General features: G+C 52.4%; 12 protein-coding genes. 8 read left to right on the plus strand and 4 right to left on the minus strand.

Going from position 1 to position 13,964, the window contains the following annotated elements; translation table 11 throughout:
- Window positions 1-8 precede the first annotated feature (8 nt).
- A complete protein-coding gene (locus tag DTF_RS0112910) occupies window positions 9-797 on the minus strand; it encodes a class I SAM-dependent methyltransferase (protein ID WP_027715656.1) in 789 nt (262 codons plus the stop codon).
- 107 nt (window positions 798-904) lie between these two features.
- Here DTF_RS0112910 and DTF_RS0112915 point away from each other — a divergent pair, with 107 nt between their 5' ends.
- The 3 genes from DTF_RS0112915 (at window position 905) to DTF_RS0112925 (ending at window position 4,561) form a co-directional block, all read left to right on the plus strand.
- Window positions 905-1,855: an aldo/keto reductase gene (locus DTF_RS0112915; protein ID WP_027715657.1), complete on the plus strand. Its 951-nt coding sequence runs from the start codon at window positions 905-907 to the stop codon at window positions 1,853-1,855.
- A gap of 54 nt (window positions 1,856-1,909) precedes the next feature.
- Window positions 1,910-3,562, plus strand: a complete 1,653-nt coding sequence (locus DTF_RS0112920) for an adenosylcobalamin-dependent ribonucleoside-diphosphate reductase (protein ID WP_035057013.1) — start codon at window positions 1,910-1,912, stop codon at window positions 3,560-3,562.
- A gap of 294 nt (window positions 3,563-3,856) precedes the next feature.
- Window positions 3,857-4,561, plus strand: coding sequence for a peptidoglycan-binding protein (locus DTF_RS0112925; protein ID WP_027715659.1), 705 nt, complete (start codon window positions 3,857-3,859; stop codon window positions 4,559-4,561).
- A gap of 25 nt (window positions 4,562-4,586) precedes the next feature.
- Here DTF_RS0112925 and DTF_RS0112930 read toward each other — a convergent pair whose 3' ends face one another.
- On the minus strand, window positions 4,587-5,237 hold the full coding sequence (locus DTF_RS0112930) for a hypothetical protein (RefSeq protein ID WP_027715660.1): 651 nt from the start codon (window positions 5,235-5,237) through the stop codon (window positions 4,587-4,589).
- Between the two features lie 296 nt (window positions 5,238-5,533).
- On the opposite strand from DTF_RS0112930, the gene DTF_RS0112935 reads away from it, so the two are divergent.
- A complete protein-coding gene (locus DTF_RS0112935; RefSeq protein WP_027715661.1) occupies window positions 5,534-6,733 on the plus strand; it encodes a class I SAM-dependent rRNA methyltransferase in 1,200 nt (399 codons plus the stop codon).
- Between the two features lie 13 nt (window positions 6,734-6,746).
- Here the strand turns inward: DTF_RS0112935 and DTF_RS0112940 are convergent, their stop codons facing one another.
- Window positions 6,747-8,447 carry an alkaline phosphatase family protein gene (locus tag DTF_RS0112940; protein ID WP_027715662.1) on the minus strand — a complete coding sequence of 567 codons (1,701 nt, stop codon included), beginning with the start codon at window positions 8,445-8,447 and terminating at the stop codon, window positions 6,747-6,749.
- A 127-nt stretch (window positions 8,448-8,574) separates the two neighbouring features.
- Complete coding sequence (locus DTF_RS0112945) at window positions 8,575-9,087, minus strand: peptidylprolyl isomerase (RefSeq protein ID WP_027715663.1); 513 nt, start codon at window positions 9,085-9,087, stop codon at window positions 8,575-8,577.
- Window positions 9,088-10,441: 1,354 nt separating this feature from the next.
- Between DTF_RS0112945 and DTF_RS0112955 the strand changes: the two genes are divergently transcribed.
- From DTF_RS0112955 to DTF_RS0112970, 4 genes are all read left to right on the plus strand, one after another.
- Entirely contained in the window at window positions 10,442-10,903 is a 462-nt protein-coding gene (locus DTF_RS0112955; protein ID WP_027715665.1) for a hypothetical protein, read from the plus strand.
- Between the two features lie 179 nt (window positions 10,904-11,082).
- The gene (locus DTF_RS0112960) at window positions 11,083-11,445 is read left to right on the plus strand and encodes a hypothetical protein (RefSeq protein ID WP_155890810.1); all 363 of its coding nucleotides are present in this window, start codon (window positions 11,083-11,085) and stop codon (window positions 11,443-11,445) included.
- Between the two features lie 59 nt (window positions 11,446-11,504).
- On the plus strand, window positions 11,505-11,693 hold the full coding sequence (locus DTF_RS0112965; protein ID WP_027715667.1) for a hypothetical protein: 189 nt from the start codon (window positions 11,505-11,507) through the stop codon (window positions 11,691-11,693).
- 558 nt (window positions 11,694-12,251) lie between these two features.
- Window positions 12,252-13,835, plus strand: a complete 1,584-nt coding sequence (locus tag DTF_RS0112970; protein ID WP_155890811.1) for a hypothetical protein — start codon at window positions 12,252-12,254, stop codon at window positions 13,833-13,835.
- Window positions 13,836-13,964: the final 129 nt, after the last annotated feature.

The following is a 13,964-nucleotide window of genomic DNA, read 5'->3' on the forward strand; positions in this document are numbered from 1 at the left end:
GGATTCGGCTATTTCTTCTCCGGCCGGCTGGCATAGAGGAGCAGCTTCTGGTCGGTGTAGGTTTCCACTTCGCCGGCAAACGTTTCTATCTGGAAGAAATCATGAACTTTTTCCGGCGCCTCCATCAGGAAGCGGTTGAGATTCTGAATGCCTTCCCGCTTCAGACCGGCTCTTTTTGCCCAATCGTGGAAATCATGTGTTTTGGGAAAGACCCTGGTTTCATGGAGGATGAGATCGGCCTCCTGGAGCATTTCCGTCCACTCTTCCCTTCGATAAGCTCGAACATGGGTGGGATCGCGCATTTTTTCCATGGCCTGATAGAATTCGGCAATCTCGGGATCATCGGGGAGCAGAGTATCGATAATCACCAGGCGTCCTCCCCGGCGCAGAACCCGGTGAAATTCACGCAAGGCACGGGGGACATCGGGAAAATGATGGGGAGCGATGCGGCAGGTAAGCATGGTGAATGAACCGGCCGGGAATGGAAGATCCTCGGCATCGGCCTCACGAAACATCACATTGTCGACCCGGCCCTCTTCGCTGATGAACTCCTGGGCCTTCTTGAGCATCGCCATGGTCAGGTCCGAGGCGACGACGCTGCGGACCAAAGGGGCGAAGAAAAGGGCTGTATGACCGCCGCCGCAGGCGACATCGAGCAGTGAGTCCTCGGGTGTCGGTTTGAGCAGACGCACGGCCTCCTCGAGGTCGGCGCCACCGGCAAAGCCTTTGCTCTGCACGTATCCGGCCGCAGTGCGGCCGAACTGCTCCCGTACTTTATCTTTAAACTCACTGGGCATGGGTCGGCTCCTTTTAAATTGCCCCTATTATAACATTCGATCGGGAAAAAACTTGCCTCCCGCAAGGGGAATTGGTAAATATCAGGCAAAAACGGCAGGAGGATATCATGCCAAGGGTTGTCTTGGGAAGAACCGAAATTGCGATACATCCGCTGGTATTCGGATCCCTGCCTATGGGACCTCTTCAGGCGGGATTGACCCCCGGGGAAGGGGCGCGACTCCTGCGCCATGCTCTGGAGAGGGGGATCAATCTTATCGATTCCGCCGAACTCTACGGAACCTATCCGCATATCCGGGAAGCCTTGCGGGAATATCGAGGCGAGGTCTTTCTCGCCACCAAAACCCATGCCGACAGCGCCGCCGAAGCCCGCCGGCATGTCGAGCGAGCGCTTAGGGAACTGGAGGTGGATCGGTTGGATATCGTCCACCTCCACGGAGCCCGGCTTTCCGATCCCTTCGTCGAACGTGCATCCGTCTTTGAAGAGCTGCTGCAACTGCGCGAGGAGGGGAAGGTCCGCTGCCTGGGGCTCTCCTCCCACTATATATCGGCGATAAAGCGGGCGGCGGTCCACCCTGAGATCGATGTGGTGCATCCCCTCATTAATCGAGGCGGGATGGGGATCCTCGACGGCTCGGCCGAAGACATGGCCGGGGCCATTGCCGAAGCGGCGGAGGCTGGAAAAGGGGTTTACGCCATGAAGGCTCTTGCCGGAGGCAACCTCATTGGTCAGGCCCGGGCCAGCTTCGGCTACGTCCTGGGGCTCCCGGGAGTCCATGCCGTTGCGGTGGGAATGCTTTCGGAAGGAGAGATCAACGCGAACCTGGCCCTCTTTTCCGGCGAGTCGCCGAAGGAGGGGATCTGGAAGGAACTGGAGAGCCGCCGTCGCCGATTGAGGATAATGGACCGCTTCTGCAAGGGGTGCGGGAATTGCCTTCCCGCCTGCGCCAGCAAGGCTATTGCCGTGAAGGACGGAAAAGCCACGGTTGACGCGGGAGAGTGTATTCTTTGCGGGTATTGCGCAGCCGCCTGTCCCGAATTCATCATCCGGGTCGTCTGATTGAGGGTATCCGATTTCTCTGCTAAGCTGGACAGGAGAGATGCGGGGAGACGGATGAGCATTCACCTTTCGGAAAACGCCCTTCTGACCCTTAAAGCCCGTTATCTGCGAAAAGATGACAGCGGACGGGTGAACGAAACACCGGAAGAGCTCTTTATGCGGGTGGCGCGCGCGATCGCCGCTGCGGAGGAGCCATACACCGGCAAGAAGGGAGCGGAGGAGGCGGAAAGGCGTTTTTTCCGCATGATGTCCTCGCTTACTTTTCTTCCCAATTCCCCCACGCTGATGAATGCCGGCATGCATCTGGGCCAGCTCTCTGCCTGTTTCGTTCTTCCCGTCGACGACTCTCTCCCCGAAATCTTCAATACCCTCCGGGACGCCGCTCTTATTCACCAGGGAGGCGGGGGAACGGGATTTTCCTTTTCCCGCCTGCGCCCCTCCGGAGATGTGGTCGGAAGCACCAAGGGTGTTTCTTCGGGGCCGGTTTCCTTCATGCGGGTTTTCGACATGGCGACCGAGGCGATCAAGCAGGGCGGAACCCGGCGGGGGGCCAATATGGGAATCCTCGCGGTCGACCACCCCGACATTCTGGCCTTTATCGCCGCCAAGGACCGGGAAGGGGAGCTGGCCAATTTCAACATCTCGGTGACCGTATCCGACCGCTTCATGGCGGCGGTGGAAAAGGGGGAGGATTACCCCCTCTGCAACCCCAGGACGGGCGAAGCGATCGGCCGCCTGCCGGCAGCGCAGGTCTTTGAAGACATAGCCGGGCATGCCTGGGCAAACGGGGAGCCGGGCCTCATCTTTCTCGATACCATCAATGCGACCCATCCCGCGTCCCATGTCGGGACAATCGAAGCCACCAACCCCTGCGGCGAAGAACCTCTGCTTCCCTACGAATCGTGCAATCTTGGTTCACTGAACCTGACCCGCCTGGTCGATGAACAGGGTCGGATCGACTATCCGCGCCTGGCGGAGGAGGTGCGCTGGGGCATCCGGTTCCTCGATGATGTCATCGACGTGAATCGGTACCCGATACCGGCCATCGGGGAAATCACCCGTGGAAACCGTAAGATCGGCCTGGGTATCATGGGCTTTGCCGATCTTCTCATCCGGCAGGGAATACCCTACGGCAGCGAGGCGGCCCTGCGGATCGCCGAAGAAATCATGTCCTTTGTCCGGCAGGAATCCGTGGCCGCATCGGAGGAGCTGGCCAGGGAAAGGGGCCCCTATCCCCATTTCGTCGGGAGTATCCGCCAGCAGGAGGGGGGCGCTCCGATGCGCAACGCCACGGTGAACACCATCGCGCCCACCGGCACCCTGAGCCTGATCGCCGGGGTGTCCAGCGGGATCGAACCGGTTTTCGCCTTCGAGTACGAACGGCACGTTCTGGGAACGGTGCTCAAGGAGGTCCATCCCCTCTACCGCCGGCTCCGGGAGGAGGGGAGGGGACTGGATCCGGAGGTTTTCGTCACCGCACTCCAGGTCGCGCCCGATTGGCATGTGCGCATACAGGCCGCTTTTCAGAAATACGTCGACAACGCCGTATCCAAGACGATTAACTTTCCCTTCGAGGCCACCGTGGAAGATGTTAAGGGAGCCTTCCTCCTGGCTCACGGACTCGGCTGCAAGGGGATAACCGTCTACCGCGATAAAAGCCGGCGCAGCCAGGTGCTCAATGTGTGCGGCGGCAAGTGCCCGATATAGAGTGGCAAAGGGCAACATGCTGAAGTGCAAAAACTATCGACAGGGGCTATCAAATCGGCAGATCGATGGCCCCTTCTCATATCCGGGATGTCGTCATTCACAGGGGAAACTTTTTGCAGCGCCATCTTGCTTGACGTATGATGCAGATCCAGATAAATTTGCATGGTCTTGGCAGGCGGCCAAAGGTTCATTTGACTTTTAAAGTTTCTGCATCTTGGAATTTTATTGGCAAGAGCACATAAATTGTATTCAATATGCGGCGAACGAAAAGTTCAGGAAACCAAAGGAGAAGGTATGTACAAATTTTTTAGAGGAATGACCATAGCTGCGATTGTGTTTGCTCTAACAGGTTGCGCTGGGGGGGAATTATCATTAGGTAGTTTCTCCCCTCCAGTGAAGAGAGAATTTGTAATAAACGGATCCAGCTTTGATGAGTCTTTCCAGATGGCGCACCGTGTTATAGAAGAAAGCGATCTAGACATATACAGTTCAAATAGGGATGTCGGCAAGATTGATGCTGGAATCGATCGGAGCACGAATACAACAGGTGATTCAAGAAGTTTTACAACGAATTTCGTGGAATTTAAATATGAGCTAAAAGAAACGGAACCGGGTAGAATTGTATTTAATGTTGAAGCCAAATCCAACAGGGGAGGGAACCAATATATTGATCGATTTGCCGAAGAATATAGCAAGTATGTGAAATTTTCGGAGATCACATCTGAAGGAGCTCAAGCATTCGGGGCAAGGGCGCCGAAAATCGAGAGCCTTAATGAGTCTGGCGAGAGTCAACAAATTATTTCAGAAATTAAAACTGGAGATCCGGTAATACGTACTAAAAAGCTTTCATTGTCCAAGCAGGAAATCATTGAGGTTCAAATCGTATTACAAAAATTGGGTTATTACACCGGCTCGGCTGATGGAACGATGAACAGTGAGACTATGAATGCCATTGAAAAATTCAAGGCTGAAAATGGAGCGATAAGAAAATTATTTTGAAGATTTTACAGAATCAACGCCATCTCTACTCTTCCGCCTCCAGAGAGCGACTCCTTTCGATCTCGCGCTCAAGCTGAAGGATGAGATCGCCGACCATCTGGCGCTGTTCGGTGGAGACCTGGTCGAGCTGGTCGATGATCGTTTCGAGGCGGCGGGCGGCGCTGAGGCCGCTCCTGAGGAGCTGCACCTGGTCGGGACCGTTCTCCCGATTTGTCGCGACCTCTTTGAAACGCTTGAGCACCGTGGGGTGGCTGCGGTCTTCCTCCACCACCGCCCGGCGAAGCTCGGCATACTCCTCCTCGGAGAACTCACGCTCCTCCCGCGCCTGGCGCAGCAGATCGACCGAACGGAAATCGGGGAGCGGCTTGAGCTCTGCGTGCCGGGCGAGCAGCTCCGGCTCCTCTTTTTCCAGGTAATGGTAGGCCTGGGTGAGCTTCTGGGCGGTCGGCTTGCGGATGCGCACCTCGCGGGCGCAGTAATCCTCGAAGGAATCATATCCCCACTGGCGGAAGAGACCGCGGCTGTTGACCTGTATGAGCTGCTCCCCCAGTTCCACCCAGGAGGATTTGAAGCGCTTGGCGACCGCCAGCACCTGGTAACGCTCCGAACCCGGATCGAGCTCCTGCATGATCCGCTCGATGACCGTTTCGCCCTTCGATTTTACCGTCTCGCCCATTTCCACTCCGTATCGCTGCTGTTTGAGAGAGGGGAGTCTATCACAGGAGTGAGACAAGGCGGAAGGCGTTTTGCTTTGGTCCGGATTTTTCTGACTAGGTTGTTTCTCACCGCCCGTTCGCTTCGCTCACTCAAGGCGCGAAGATCGCAAAGACATTCTAACAAAAGGAGATTTTTCTTTGCGCCCCCTTTGCGTCTTTGCGGTGAAAAGCTTGTGATCGTTTCCAGAATGCATCAGGGCGAAAATTCATTTGGGGAACAATAAGCGATGATAATAATTCGAAGGGAACACCAGATATGAAGGGCGGCTATATCGTCGGACCGGAGACCGTGCGGATGCTGGAACTCGGGCATCCGTGGGTCATCGCCGACCGCTTTACCAGGAAATGGCCGAAGGGGCGTTCCGGGGATCTGGTCGAGCTGACCGATGAGCGGGGCCGTGTTCTGGCCACCGCTTTGCTCGATCCGGAGGACCGGGTGGTGGCCCGGGTGTTGGGGCACGGGAAGATGCGTCTGGACCGTCCCTGGGTGCAGGAGCGCGTCGAGAGAGCCGCGGCCCTGCGCCGCGACCATGCCGACCTGACGGAGACCACCGCCTACCGTCTGGTGAACGGCGAGGGAGACGGGTTGCCCGGCCTCACCGTCGAGCGGTATGGCGAGCACCTCATGGTTCAGCTCTATTCGGCGGCCTGGAAACCGTATCTGCCGCTGGTGACCTCCGCCCTGCAGCAGGTCTTCTCCCCGTCGGGAATTTATGAGAAGTTTCGCCCGCAGAAGACGCGCGAACTGGCGGGGGAAAGCAGAGGCAAGAAGTACAGCCGACTTCTCGCCGGGACGGCAGCCCCGGGGCGGGTGACGGTCCGCGAAAACGGCCTTGATTTTCTGGTTACCCTGGAGGAGGAGCTCAATACCGGCCTATTCCTAGACCAGCGCGCCAACCGTCGTGACCTGATGGGGCGCTGCCGTGGGAAGCGGATTCTCAACCTCTTCTCCTACACCGGCGCCTTCTCCGTGGCCGCCGCCGCGGCCGGCGCCGAAAGGGTGACCAGCGTCGATGCCTCGGCCCATTATCTCGACTGGGCGAAGGAGAATTTCTCCGTCAACCGACTCAATCCCAAACGGCACGAATTCATCGAAGGGGACTGCCTGGCGGTGCTCAAGGAGTTGCAGCGGCAGGGACGCCTCTTCGACCTGATCCTCATGGATCCTCCCTCCTTCTCCACGACCCGCCAGAGCCGCTTCACCACCCGCGGCGGGACCTCGGATCTGGTGGAAGCCTCCCTGCCGCTGCTGGTTGCGGGCGGGCTGCTGATCACCTCCTCCAATCATCAGAAGGTCGATCTGGCCGACTATCTCAAGGAGCTTCGACGCGCTGCCCTGCAGGCGGGGAGCGAGCTGTGGGTCATCCGCGTCGCCGCCCAGCCCGAAGACTTCCCCTATCCGGTCACTTTTCCCGAAGGGCGCTATCTCAAATACATCATCAGCGTAAAATACTGATGCGTCAGAATGCCTATGGTTTCGTGGACTGCCGCACGTAGGGGCGGAACAGCTCCCAGTGGAGAAATTCGTAGCCGCTGAGCTCTTCGCGTCCGATGAGGGGATGGCCCGGCGGAAGAATGAGGAAGGGGCGCGACTGTTCGCCTCCCACCGAGCCGTGTCCACCGACCTGTTCATCGAAACAGGCGATCTGTTTTCCGTCATAGACACCAAACAGAATAAGGTCGCCGCAGCTGTCATCGGCTGCGAATCGGCACAGCTCGGGCAGGAGCTTGTGCGGCTCTCCATATATCCTCAGAAATGACAGATCCCCGGCCGCGGGCGGCGCCTCGGGGGTCACCTGCACCTGTCCGTTTCGATGAAAAAAGCAGATTTTCTCTCCTTCCCCCTTCGCCATGACAAAGCCGATTCCTTTGTGCCTGCAGAGAAAGCGCAGCAGCAGCGGTTGATTCTCCCTGATCTCCTGCCACGTCAGCCGGTGCGGACGGCCGGTGAAGTAGAGATGGGCCAGGGAACTCGAGTAGGTGATGACCACGCCTCCTTCCGGGTCGATCTTGAGAGTTTCCGGCACCATCTGTCTAATTCTGTACTGCAGGTGTCTCATTACGGCACGGTACAGGCGATGACGCATTCCCTTCGGTCTCGCCTCCAGTTCATCCTGCAGGTATCCGAGCTGGACTCCGGTGAATTCCAGGGGTCCGGAAGAGACGGCGGCCTCCTGGTTCTGTCGCAGAAACGCACTCACCGCATCGCCGAGGGTGGCCCCGAATCGTTTCTCAAAGGGATAGCCGGGGGTCTGGCCGTGATCGGAGAGAATGATGAGTTCATACCGGGCGCCTGGAGCGTGACGCAGGATGCGCATGATTTCGCCGATGCGCATGTCCGTGTGTTTGAGGTTCTTCAGGGCCGGCCGGGAACCCGGCCCGAAATGGTGGGCCAGCTCGTCATAGCCGCTGTAGGTGGTATAGATCGCGGGCACGCCGGCGTAGATGTCGGCAATGACTCCGAAGGTCTGAAGTTCCCTGAGAATAACGTTGCAGAAGATCCGGATGAAAGGGAAGAGTCCTTCGCTGAGCTGCCAGCTTCGATTCTTGCGGAAATGCCAGCGGTCGTAGAGTTCGGCGAAATATTCCACCACCGAAGCGGCGGCCATGCGGCAGACCCGGAGGGGGTGGAGCAGGAGAAGGAGCAGAACGCGCAGCCCGCCGAATCGCCCGAAAAGCGTTTGCGGATGAGGAGAGGAGACGGTGAATACGCTGCGGGACGCCTCTCCGTCCAGGATATTGGCGTAGGAGGATCCGCCGGCCAGCAGGCCCTCCCGCCCTTGAAAGAGACGTTCACGAAAATACTGGACATGGCGCAGGTCGTTGCAGCTGATGAGCTGGTTGGTCGATTTTTCGAACCAGCGGAAGGCCGGAACACCCCTGCCGTCCCCATAGAAGATGGCCGCCTGCGCTGCGGGTGTGGTGCTCGGCAGTCCGGCCTGGTATTCGCGCAGGCCGTAGCCCCGCTTAAGGTGACGCTCAATATTGGGCAGGTACCCCATGGCCAATGCCTGGCGCAGATGGGGACAGGAGAGGCCGTCGATCTGGATACCGACAAACCCCGAGGCTACCCCTTCCTTGCGGCGAGACAGCCTCTCCTTGCGAAAAGGATAGAACTTGAGCGAGTAATAGGATCTAAAAAGACGATCGATCCATCCCGTCCAGCGCACGGCATCTCCCGGTGGAAGTTTTTCCGCGTTGCGAAGGTATTAATGATGAATTGGAATATATGAACTGATAGTGATTTCATCAATCAAAAAAGCCGGAGCGCAATGCTCCGGCTTTCGATCTGAAAGGTTATTCAACCACCGTCGCCTTCGTGATGGTCACCGGTTCCTTGGGAACGTCCTGATTCATGCCGCTACTGCCGGTCGGGACTTTGCGGATGGCGTCCACCGTGTCCATCCCGTCGATGACCCGCCCGAAGACGGCATAGCCGTATCCCGCAGGGGTTTTAGCCTGATGGTCGAGAAAATCGTTGTCGACCACGTTGATGAAAAACTGGGCCGTGGCACTGTCCACCACCTGGGTGCGGGCCATGGCGATGGTCCCCCGGCTGTTCTTCAAACCGTTGTCCGCTTCGTTCTTGACCGGCGCTTTCGTCTTTTTCTGCTCCATCCCGGCGGTCATTCCTCCGCCTTGGATCATGAAATTCTCAATGACCCGATGGAAGATGGTTCCGTCATAAAAGCCTTCCTTGACGTAGCCGAGGAAATTAGACACCGTGAGGGGGGCCTTTTGCGCATCCAGCTCGATGGTGATATCACCCTTGGACGTCTGCATCAGGACCACGGGATTCTGCTGGCTCATGGTTTTTCTCCTTTGGCCCGGGTTTTGGCCCGGAAAGATAAGGGGCCAGGAGTCTCCTCCCGGCCCGCAATGCTGTTTCGTTATCGCCGGAAGCCGTGGGCAAATCTAGCACGCCTCCGAAAAAGATTCAACCTTCTGAACCATTGGTTCGGCATTCCGCTGAATCGTTCAGTGTCCATTCTGCCGAATGGCGGAACGGCACAACCGCCCAGGCCTCATGCCCCGCTCCGTTTCGATAATGGCATACAGGGAATCTTCCCCATCCATCAGCTTCACGATTTTTCCCTTCACGGTCTCGATAGGTTTGTGAAAGGAATCATAAAGCAGGAATTCACCTTCTTGACCGACCCAATAGCATTCCCTGGCCAATCGCTCTTTGACCACAAGATCTCTTTCAAATAACAAAAAAAACCTCCTGCAATCGAAATCATTTCTAATGTAATCAAGCAAATATAGTGCCATTGTTCAATTGAAAATTGTCCTTGAGCAAGAGACGGGAGCCTCTGGAACAGGCGAAAATTCTCCCGGTATAATTCAACCATTAAGGCTTTTCTGAGGTTACAAAGTACTTTCCGGGACTTCAGGAGCGTTATCCACACCGTCTGTGGATAACGCATGAAAACAGGTATATCCTCAGGTTGTAAATAGGTGAAATAGTGATGGAAGTAGCGTTCTGCCAAAAACTTGAACTTCGATAAAAGTATATATAAATCGGTAGCTTATCCTTTATTGTATTTGTTTAGATATTGCGCATTATATGGGTGCTAAATTAATTTTGACCACCTTAATGGCTCAGAACTTTGATGTGTTTTATTTTGTGGATGACATGCTTTGCTTATCTGTATTTCATTACTGGACAGTGCTTTGATGATTGGAGGTTTAAGAATTTTAACAGAAAGGAATTTTGTCGATGAAGCTGATCGTACGGCGGAGGTTTGAATGCAGAAGGGATCGGGCTATCGACCCGATCCCCTTTATCTGCTGACTGGTGCCGAAGGCCGGAGCCTGTGCTGGCATAATAATTTCAAGCACTTAGAATGCCAACGGCAGCGCAATGTGTAGCAAAACGCGGTTTAAATATTTTCTCTGATCTTGCCACGAATGCCGCTAAGAATCAAGAAGTCTATTCCTCCAAAATGTAAGAAAATCTAATTCGGGGTAGACGTGCTGAGAGCCTGTGGTCATCTGGTGGATCTAATTACTACTGGTGCATAATCCTTTCGTAATACTGTATTTCTGCGATTGTCAGGTTTGGGGCTGTGATGCGAAAAGCTGTTGACAGCGCAAACGCACTGAGGTAGATTGTGGTATACCAAGGTATACTGATGGTTTCAAACTCGGGAGGTTTCAGGAAATGAGTAAGAAAATATCGATACATGCGACCGATGAGCAAGCTGAGAAGTTCCAAGAGGCAAAAGATCTTGCTGACCTGCACAATGACAAGGTTAGTGAGATTTTAATGCAGGGAGTCCTTCCGTATATCGAGGCCAAAAAGACAGAGAAGGTTCAATTGTTTATTGGCAATCGGTTTAATCAGGATGGTGCACCAGATGGTAAATATATAGCCTTTCAGGGAAAATTGCTCGCTTCGGGAACCAGGATGCGAAAAGAAGATTCGAGCAGTTTTCCAGAACAACAATCATTATATAAAACACTTAAGGGGCAATACCTCCTCTACAAAAATGATGACAATTTGGAATTTTATCATCAAGTCTATCCTTCAGTTGCGAAGCTTTTGGAGGAGGAAGAATTGGCAATTGAAATAATGAAGGCACTTGAGAAGGACGGTTCAGGTGTCGAATGGCTCGATATCTAAATAAGAAAGGAGGTGAGTCAGGAATGGAAGTCGTGCAATCGCACGGCCTAATAGATGCGACCCCCTGAAGCTGCGCCAACAGCCGCAAGGGGTCATTTGGGTGAAACAATGTGTATTGTCAATCTATCAGGAATGGTGGATTGGTACAACGCCTATGAGCGTTGAGAAAGGTTAAAAAAATGCCCGATATCGAAAATATGCTCAAGGATGCTGGTGTTGCTCCTGGTCTTATGACTAACCTCATTATCGAACTCGTGGAGCTTGCCAAGGGCGATGAGCTCCCGAATGACGAGAAGTGGCAGGCTCGGATCAAGAAGGCTATTGCGCCTCTTGATATTGAGGATCGCGTCAGGGGTCAGTTGTACACCGCTGCTCGTAAGGAACTGGATACTGCTGCGATGATTCATTATCGTCGTACCAAAGAGTTCAAGGATGTCACCAATGAGGATATCAATAATCTCTTTCAACAGAAGTGGGATACCTATGTAGCAAAAAAGGCTGAAAAGGAGGCCAAGAAGAAGGCAATCGCCAAGGCCGACTGATCAATGTTGCGCCTTTGGGGTTACCCTGAGCCTTTCATCCCTGGCCTGAGGAGAACTACATGCCCAAATACATCATCCTGTCCGATGGACAAACAAATATACATCGGGTGGCATCAATACCTGATGATGTCAAATTTCCTCGAAAAGGGAACTTAACCTTGGATGTCGAAATTCTCGGTTACAGCAAGTCCTTCGATGAAGCGGTTGTTCGGCTAGCCCAAGAAAAAAAGAAGGCAAATACGGCTTAACAACAACTGGTATGGCAGGGAGCCCCTGTACTTTGTATGGGGGCTTTTCTGTCCCTGGCGTGGGTAAACGTTGTAATCACAGACATGTCGGTAGAGCTTGTAAGGGTACTTTTTCCCCCTTTTCCCTTAGTCCAGATTTGCGTGTGAAATAGCCTTCAAACCCAGTATCTATAAGGCTTCAATACGAAGAAGTCTAACATTATTAAGGATGGAAATAGTCTTGAATAGAAGTTGGAAATCATTGCCCACATCCAGATTTGTTTTACAGGGAAAAGCATAAAAAAAGGGCCATGCCAGGAGGGTGGGGAAAGGCATGACCCAATAACATAATTGCCCGTGAGACTAATTTGTGAATCAGATTAAGTCAAAATAATTTCCTGAGGATTATAGACTTTTCTGGAGGAGGATTGATCAGATTCGAGATTAGGAAAAAAGCCTATATGGATTTCAAATTGGCTAAATGCGATGAGAAGAGAAAAGGTCATAGGTAAAAGGGTTTTGAAACTATGCGTAACCCCGGCATGTGTTTTCCGGTCTTATTAATGTGAGACATCCACTATGAGCAGCAAGAGCGTAATTATCGAAGTTAATGATTCCCAAGGTAAGAAATACAGAAACTATCGACCGTTGAACGTGCATAGATATAGTGAGAACAGACGTGTTGCAGTTGCTATAAGGGATCTTTGCGGATTGATGGATTACAGGGGATATCTGGCTGAGAAACAAGCCAAGGTACTGATCCTGGACCTATACCACTGCTACAAGGGTGACAAGAAGAGGTATATACAATTCTACAGAAATCCTAATTTCTATGAAAGCATTCAAAGGTATAACTGGTTTGGCATATCATTTAAGGTTGTTAAGAATATCACGGACAGATTATCCGAGCTTGGTTATGTTGAAATGAAGAAGGGCTTTCGTGACGAGAAGACAGACTTCCGTGTTGGATCAAAAATGAAGGCCGAAAAAGCATTGATAGCTTTCCTGGAGGACCATGGTATCGAGCCCAAGATGATCACCACATGGAGTGATGAAGAGGTAATAATACTCAAAGAAAAAACCAGGAAAGAGAGAATAGGTAAAAAAGTAGTAAAACTAAAGCCTAAGAAGGACTATCTCGACAATAAGTTAACAATCAAAATGCGTAAGGTAGTAACTGACTACAACAATCTAATTGGCAATACTTACATAGACATCGATACGCATGGATATCGATATGTTAGGAAATTCAAGGCTGGCCATACACCATCTGAAAAGCAATTAGATCCGTTGCGGATAGACTTGTCAAGAAAGCGCTCCTATAGGGTTTTTACTGAGAATTTTGAATCTGGCGGGAGATGGTATGGGCCATGGTGGCAAAGCTGTCCTGAGGAGTTAAGAAGGCGCATCATTATTGAAGGTGAGCATGTAGTGGAGTTCGATTTCAGTGGATTGCACATACATCTGCTTTACGCTCTTAAAGGCTTAAAATTAGGTGATAAAGAACCTTATATCATACCGAAGCATAACGACCCTGCCAAACTGAGAAGGATATATAAACTGCTGATGTTAACCTCCGTAAACTGTAAGAGTGATCAGGAGTGCTTAGCTGCTGTAGAAGATCAATTGACGGATGAGATGCTTGAAGACCCTGATAACTACCCAGAGCAGATACCAAATCTTGAGCAGATGCTAAAGGAGTTGAAAGAACACCATGATCCTATATCTGATTTCATAAATAAAAGCACTGGCTTAAAGCTTCAAGCTCTGGACTCCAGCATTGCTGAAGAAGTTATAAAGAATATGACAGCACAAAAGATACCAATCCTATGTGTTCATGACAGTTTTATCTGCAAGGATAGTGATTCCGAAGTTGTACATATAGCAATGAAGCAAGCATTTGTAGATAAAGTATCCGAATATGTAAAAGCTAAAGGAGTTGAATTATCACTAATATTAGAAGAGATAGAAACAACAGAAGCACAAGGTAAAGGTGGTATAATTAGCTACTATGGAAAGAAGGGCAATGGTATACTTAGGTTTGCTTCATCAATAATAACTTTGGGTAGCACTTATCGTAAAAGATACCTTCTATATCTTGCTAAAAAAGATTGTAATATCAATCACGTAGTTAAGATCAATCCTATAATAGAGTATATATAGTGGAGTGCTCTAGCACTGTGAAGGCCACATAGCAGAGAAGCACCTACCTTCCTTCTCCATAAAGGATAACGAATATGAGCTAGCCCAGTGTTTATGCGGATTCTCGTTTCCCAAGGGAGGCTGCCCAGA

The organism is Desulfuromonas sp. TF (assembly GCF_000472285.1).
Classification (GTDB): domain Bacteria; phylum Desulfobacterota; class Desulfuromonadia; order Desulfuromonadales; family ATBO01; genus ATBO01.

Excerpts from the sequence above, each read along its gene's own strand:
- DTF_RS0112915 (WP_027715657.1), top strand. The coding sequence starts at position 905 with ATGCCAAGGGTTGTCTTGGGAAGAACCGAAATTGCGATACATCCGCTG.
- DTF_RS0112910 (WP_027715656.1), bottom strand. The coding sequence starts at position 797 with ATGCCCAGTGAGTTTAAAGATAAAGTACGGGAGCAGTTCGGCCGCACT.
- DTF_RS0112955 (WP_027715665.1), top strand. The coding sequence starts at position 10,442 with ATGAGTAAGAAAATATCGATACATGCGACCGATGAGCAAGCTGAGAAG.
- DTF_RS0112965 (WP_027715667.1), top strand. The coding sequence starts at position 11,505 with ATGCCCAAATACATCATCCTGTCCGATGGACAAACAAATATACATCGG.
- DTF_RS0112925 (WP_027715659.1), top strand. The coding sequence starts at position 3,857 with ATGTACAAATTTTTTAGAGGAATGACCATAGCTGCGATTGTGTTTGCT.
- DTF_RS0112930 (WP_027715660.1), bottom strand. The coding sequence starts at position 5,237 with ATGGGCGAGACGGTAAAATCGAAGGGCGAAACGGTCATCGAGCGGATC.
- DTF_RS0112935 (WP_027715661.1), top strand. The coding sequence starts at position 5,534 with ATGAAGGGCGGCTATATCGTCGGACCGGAGACCGTGCGGATGCTGGAA.
- DTF_RS0112960 (WP_155890810.1), top strand. The coding sequence starts at position 11,083 with ATGCCCGATATCGAAAATATGCTCAAGGATGCTGGTGTTGCTCCTGGT.
- DTF_RS0112970 (WP_155890811.1), top strand. The coding sequence starts at position 12,252 with ATGAGCAGCAAGAGCGTAATTATCGAAGTTAATGATTCCCAAGGTAAG.
- DTF_RS0112945 (WP_027715663.1), bottom strand. The coding sequence starts at position 9,087 with ATGAGCCAGCAGAATCCCGTGGTCCTGATGCAGACGTCCAAGGGTGAT.
- DTF_RS0112920 (WP_035057013.1), top strand. The coding sequence starts at position 1,910 with ATGAGCATTCACCTTTCGGAAAACGCCCTTCTGACCCTTAAAGCCCGT.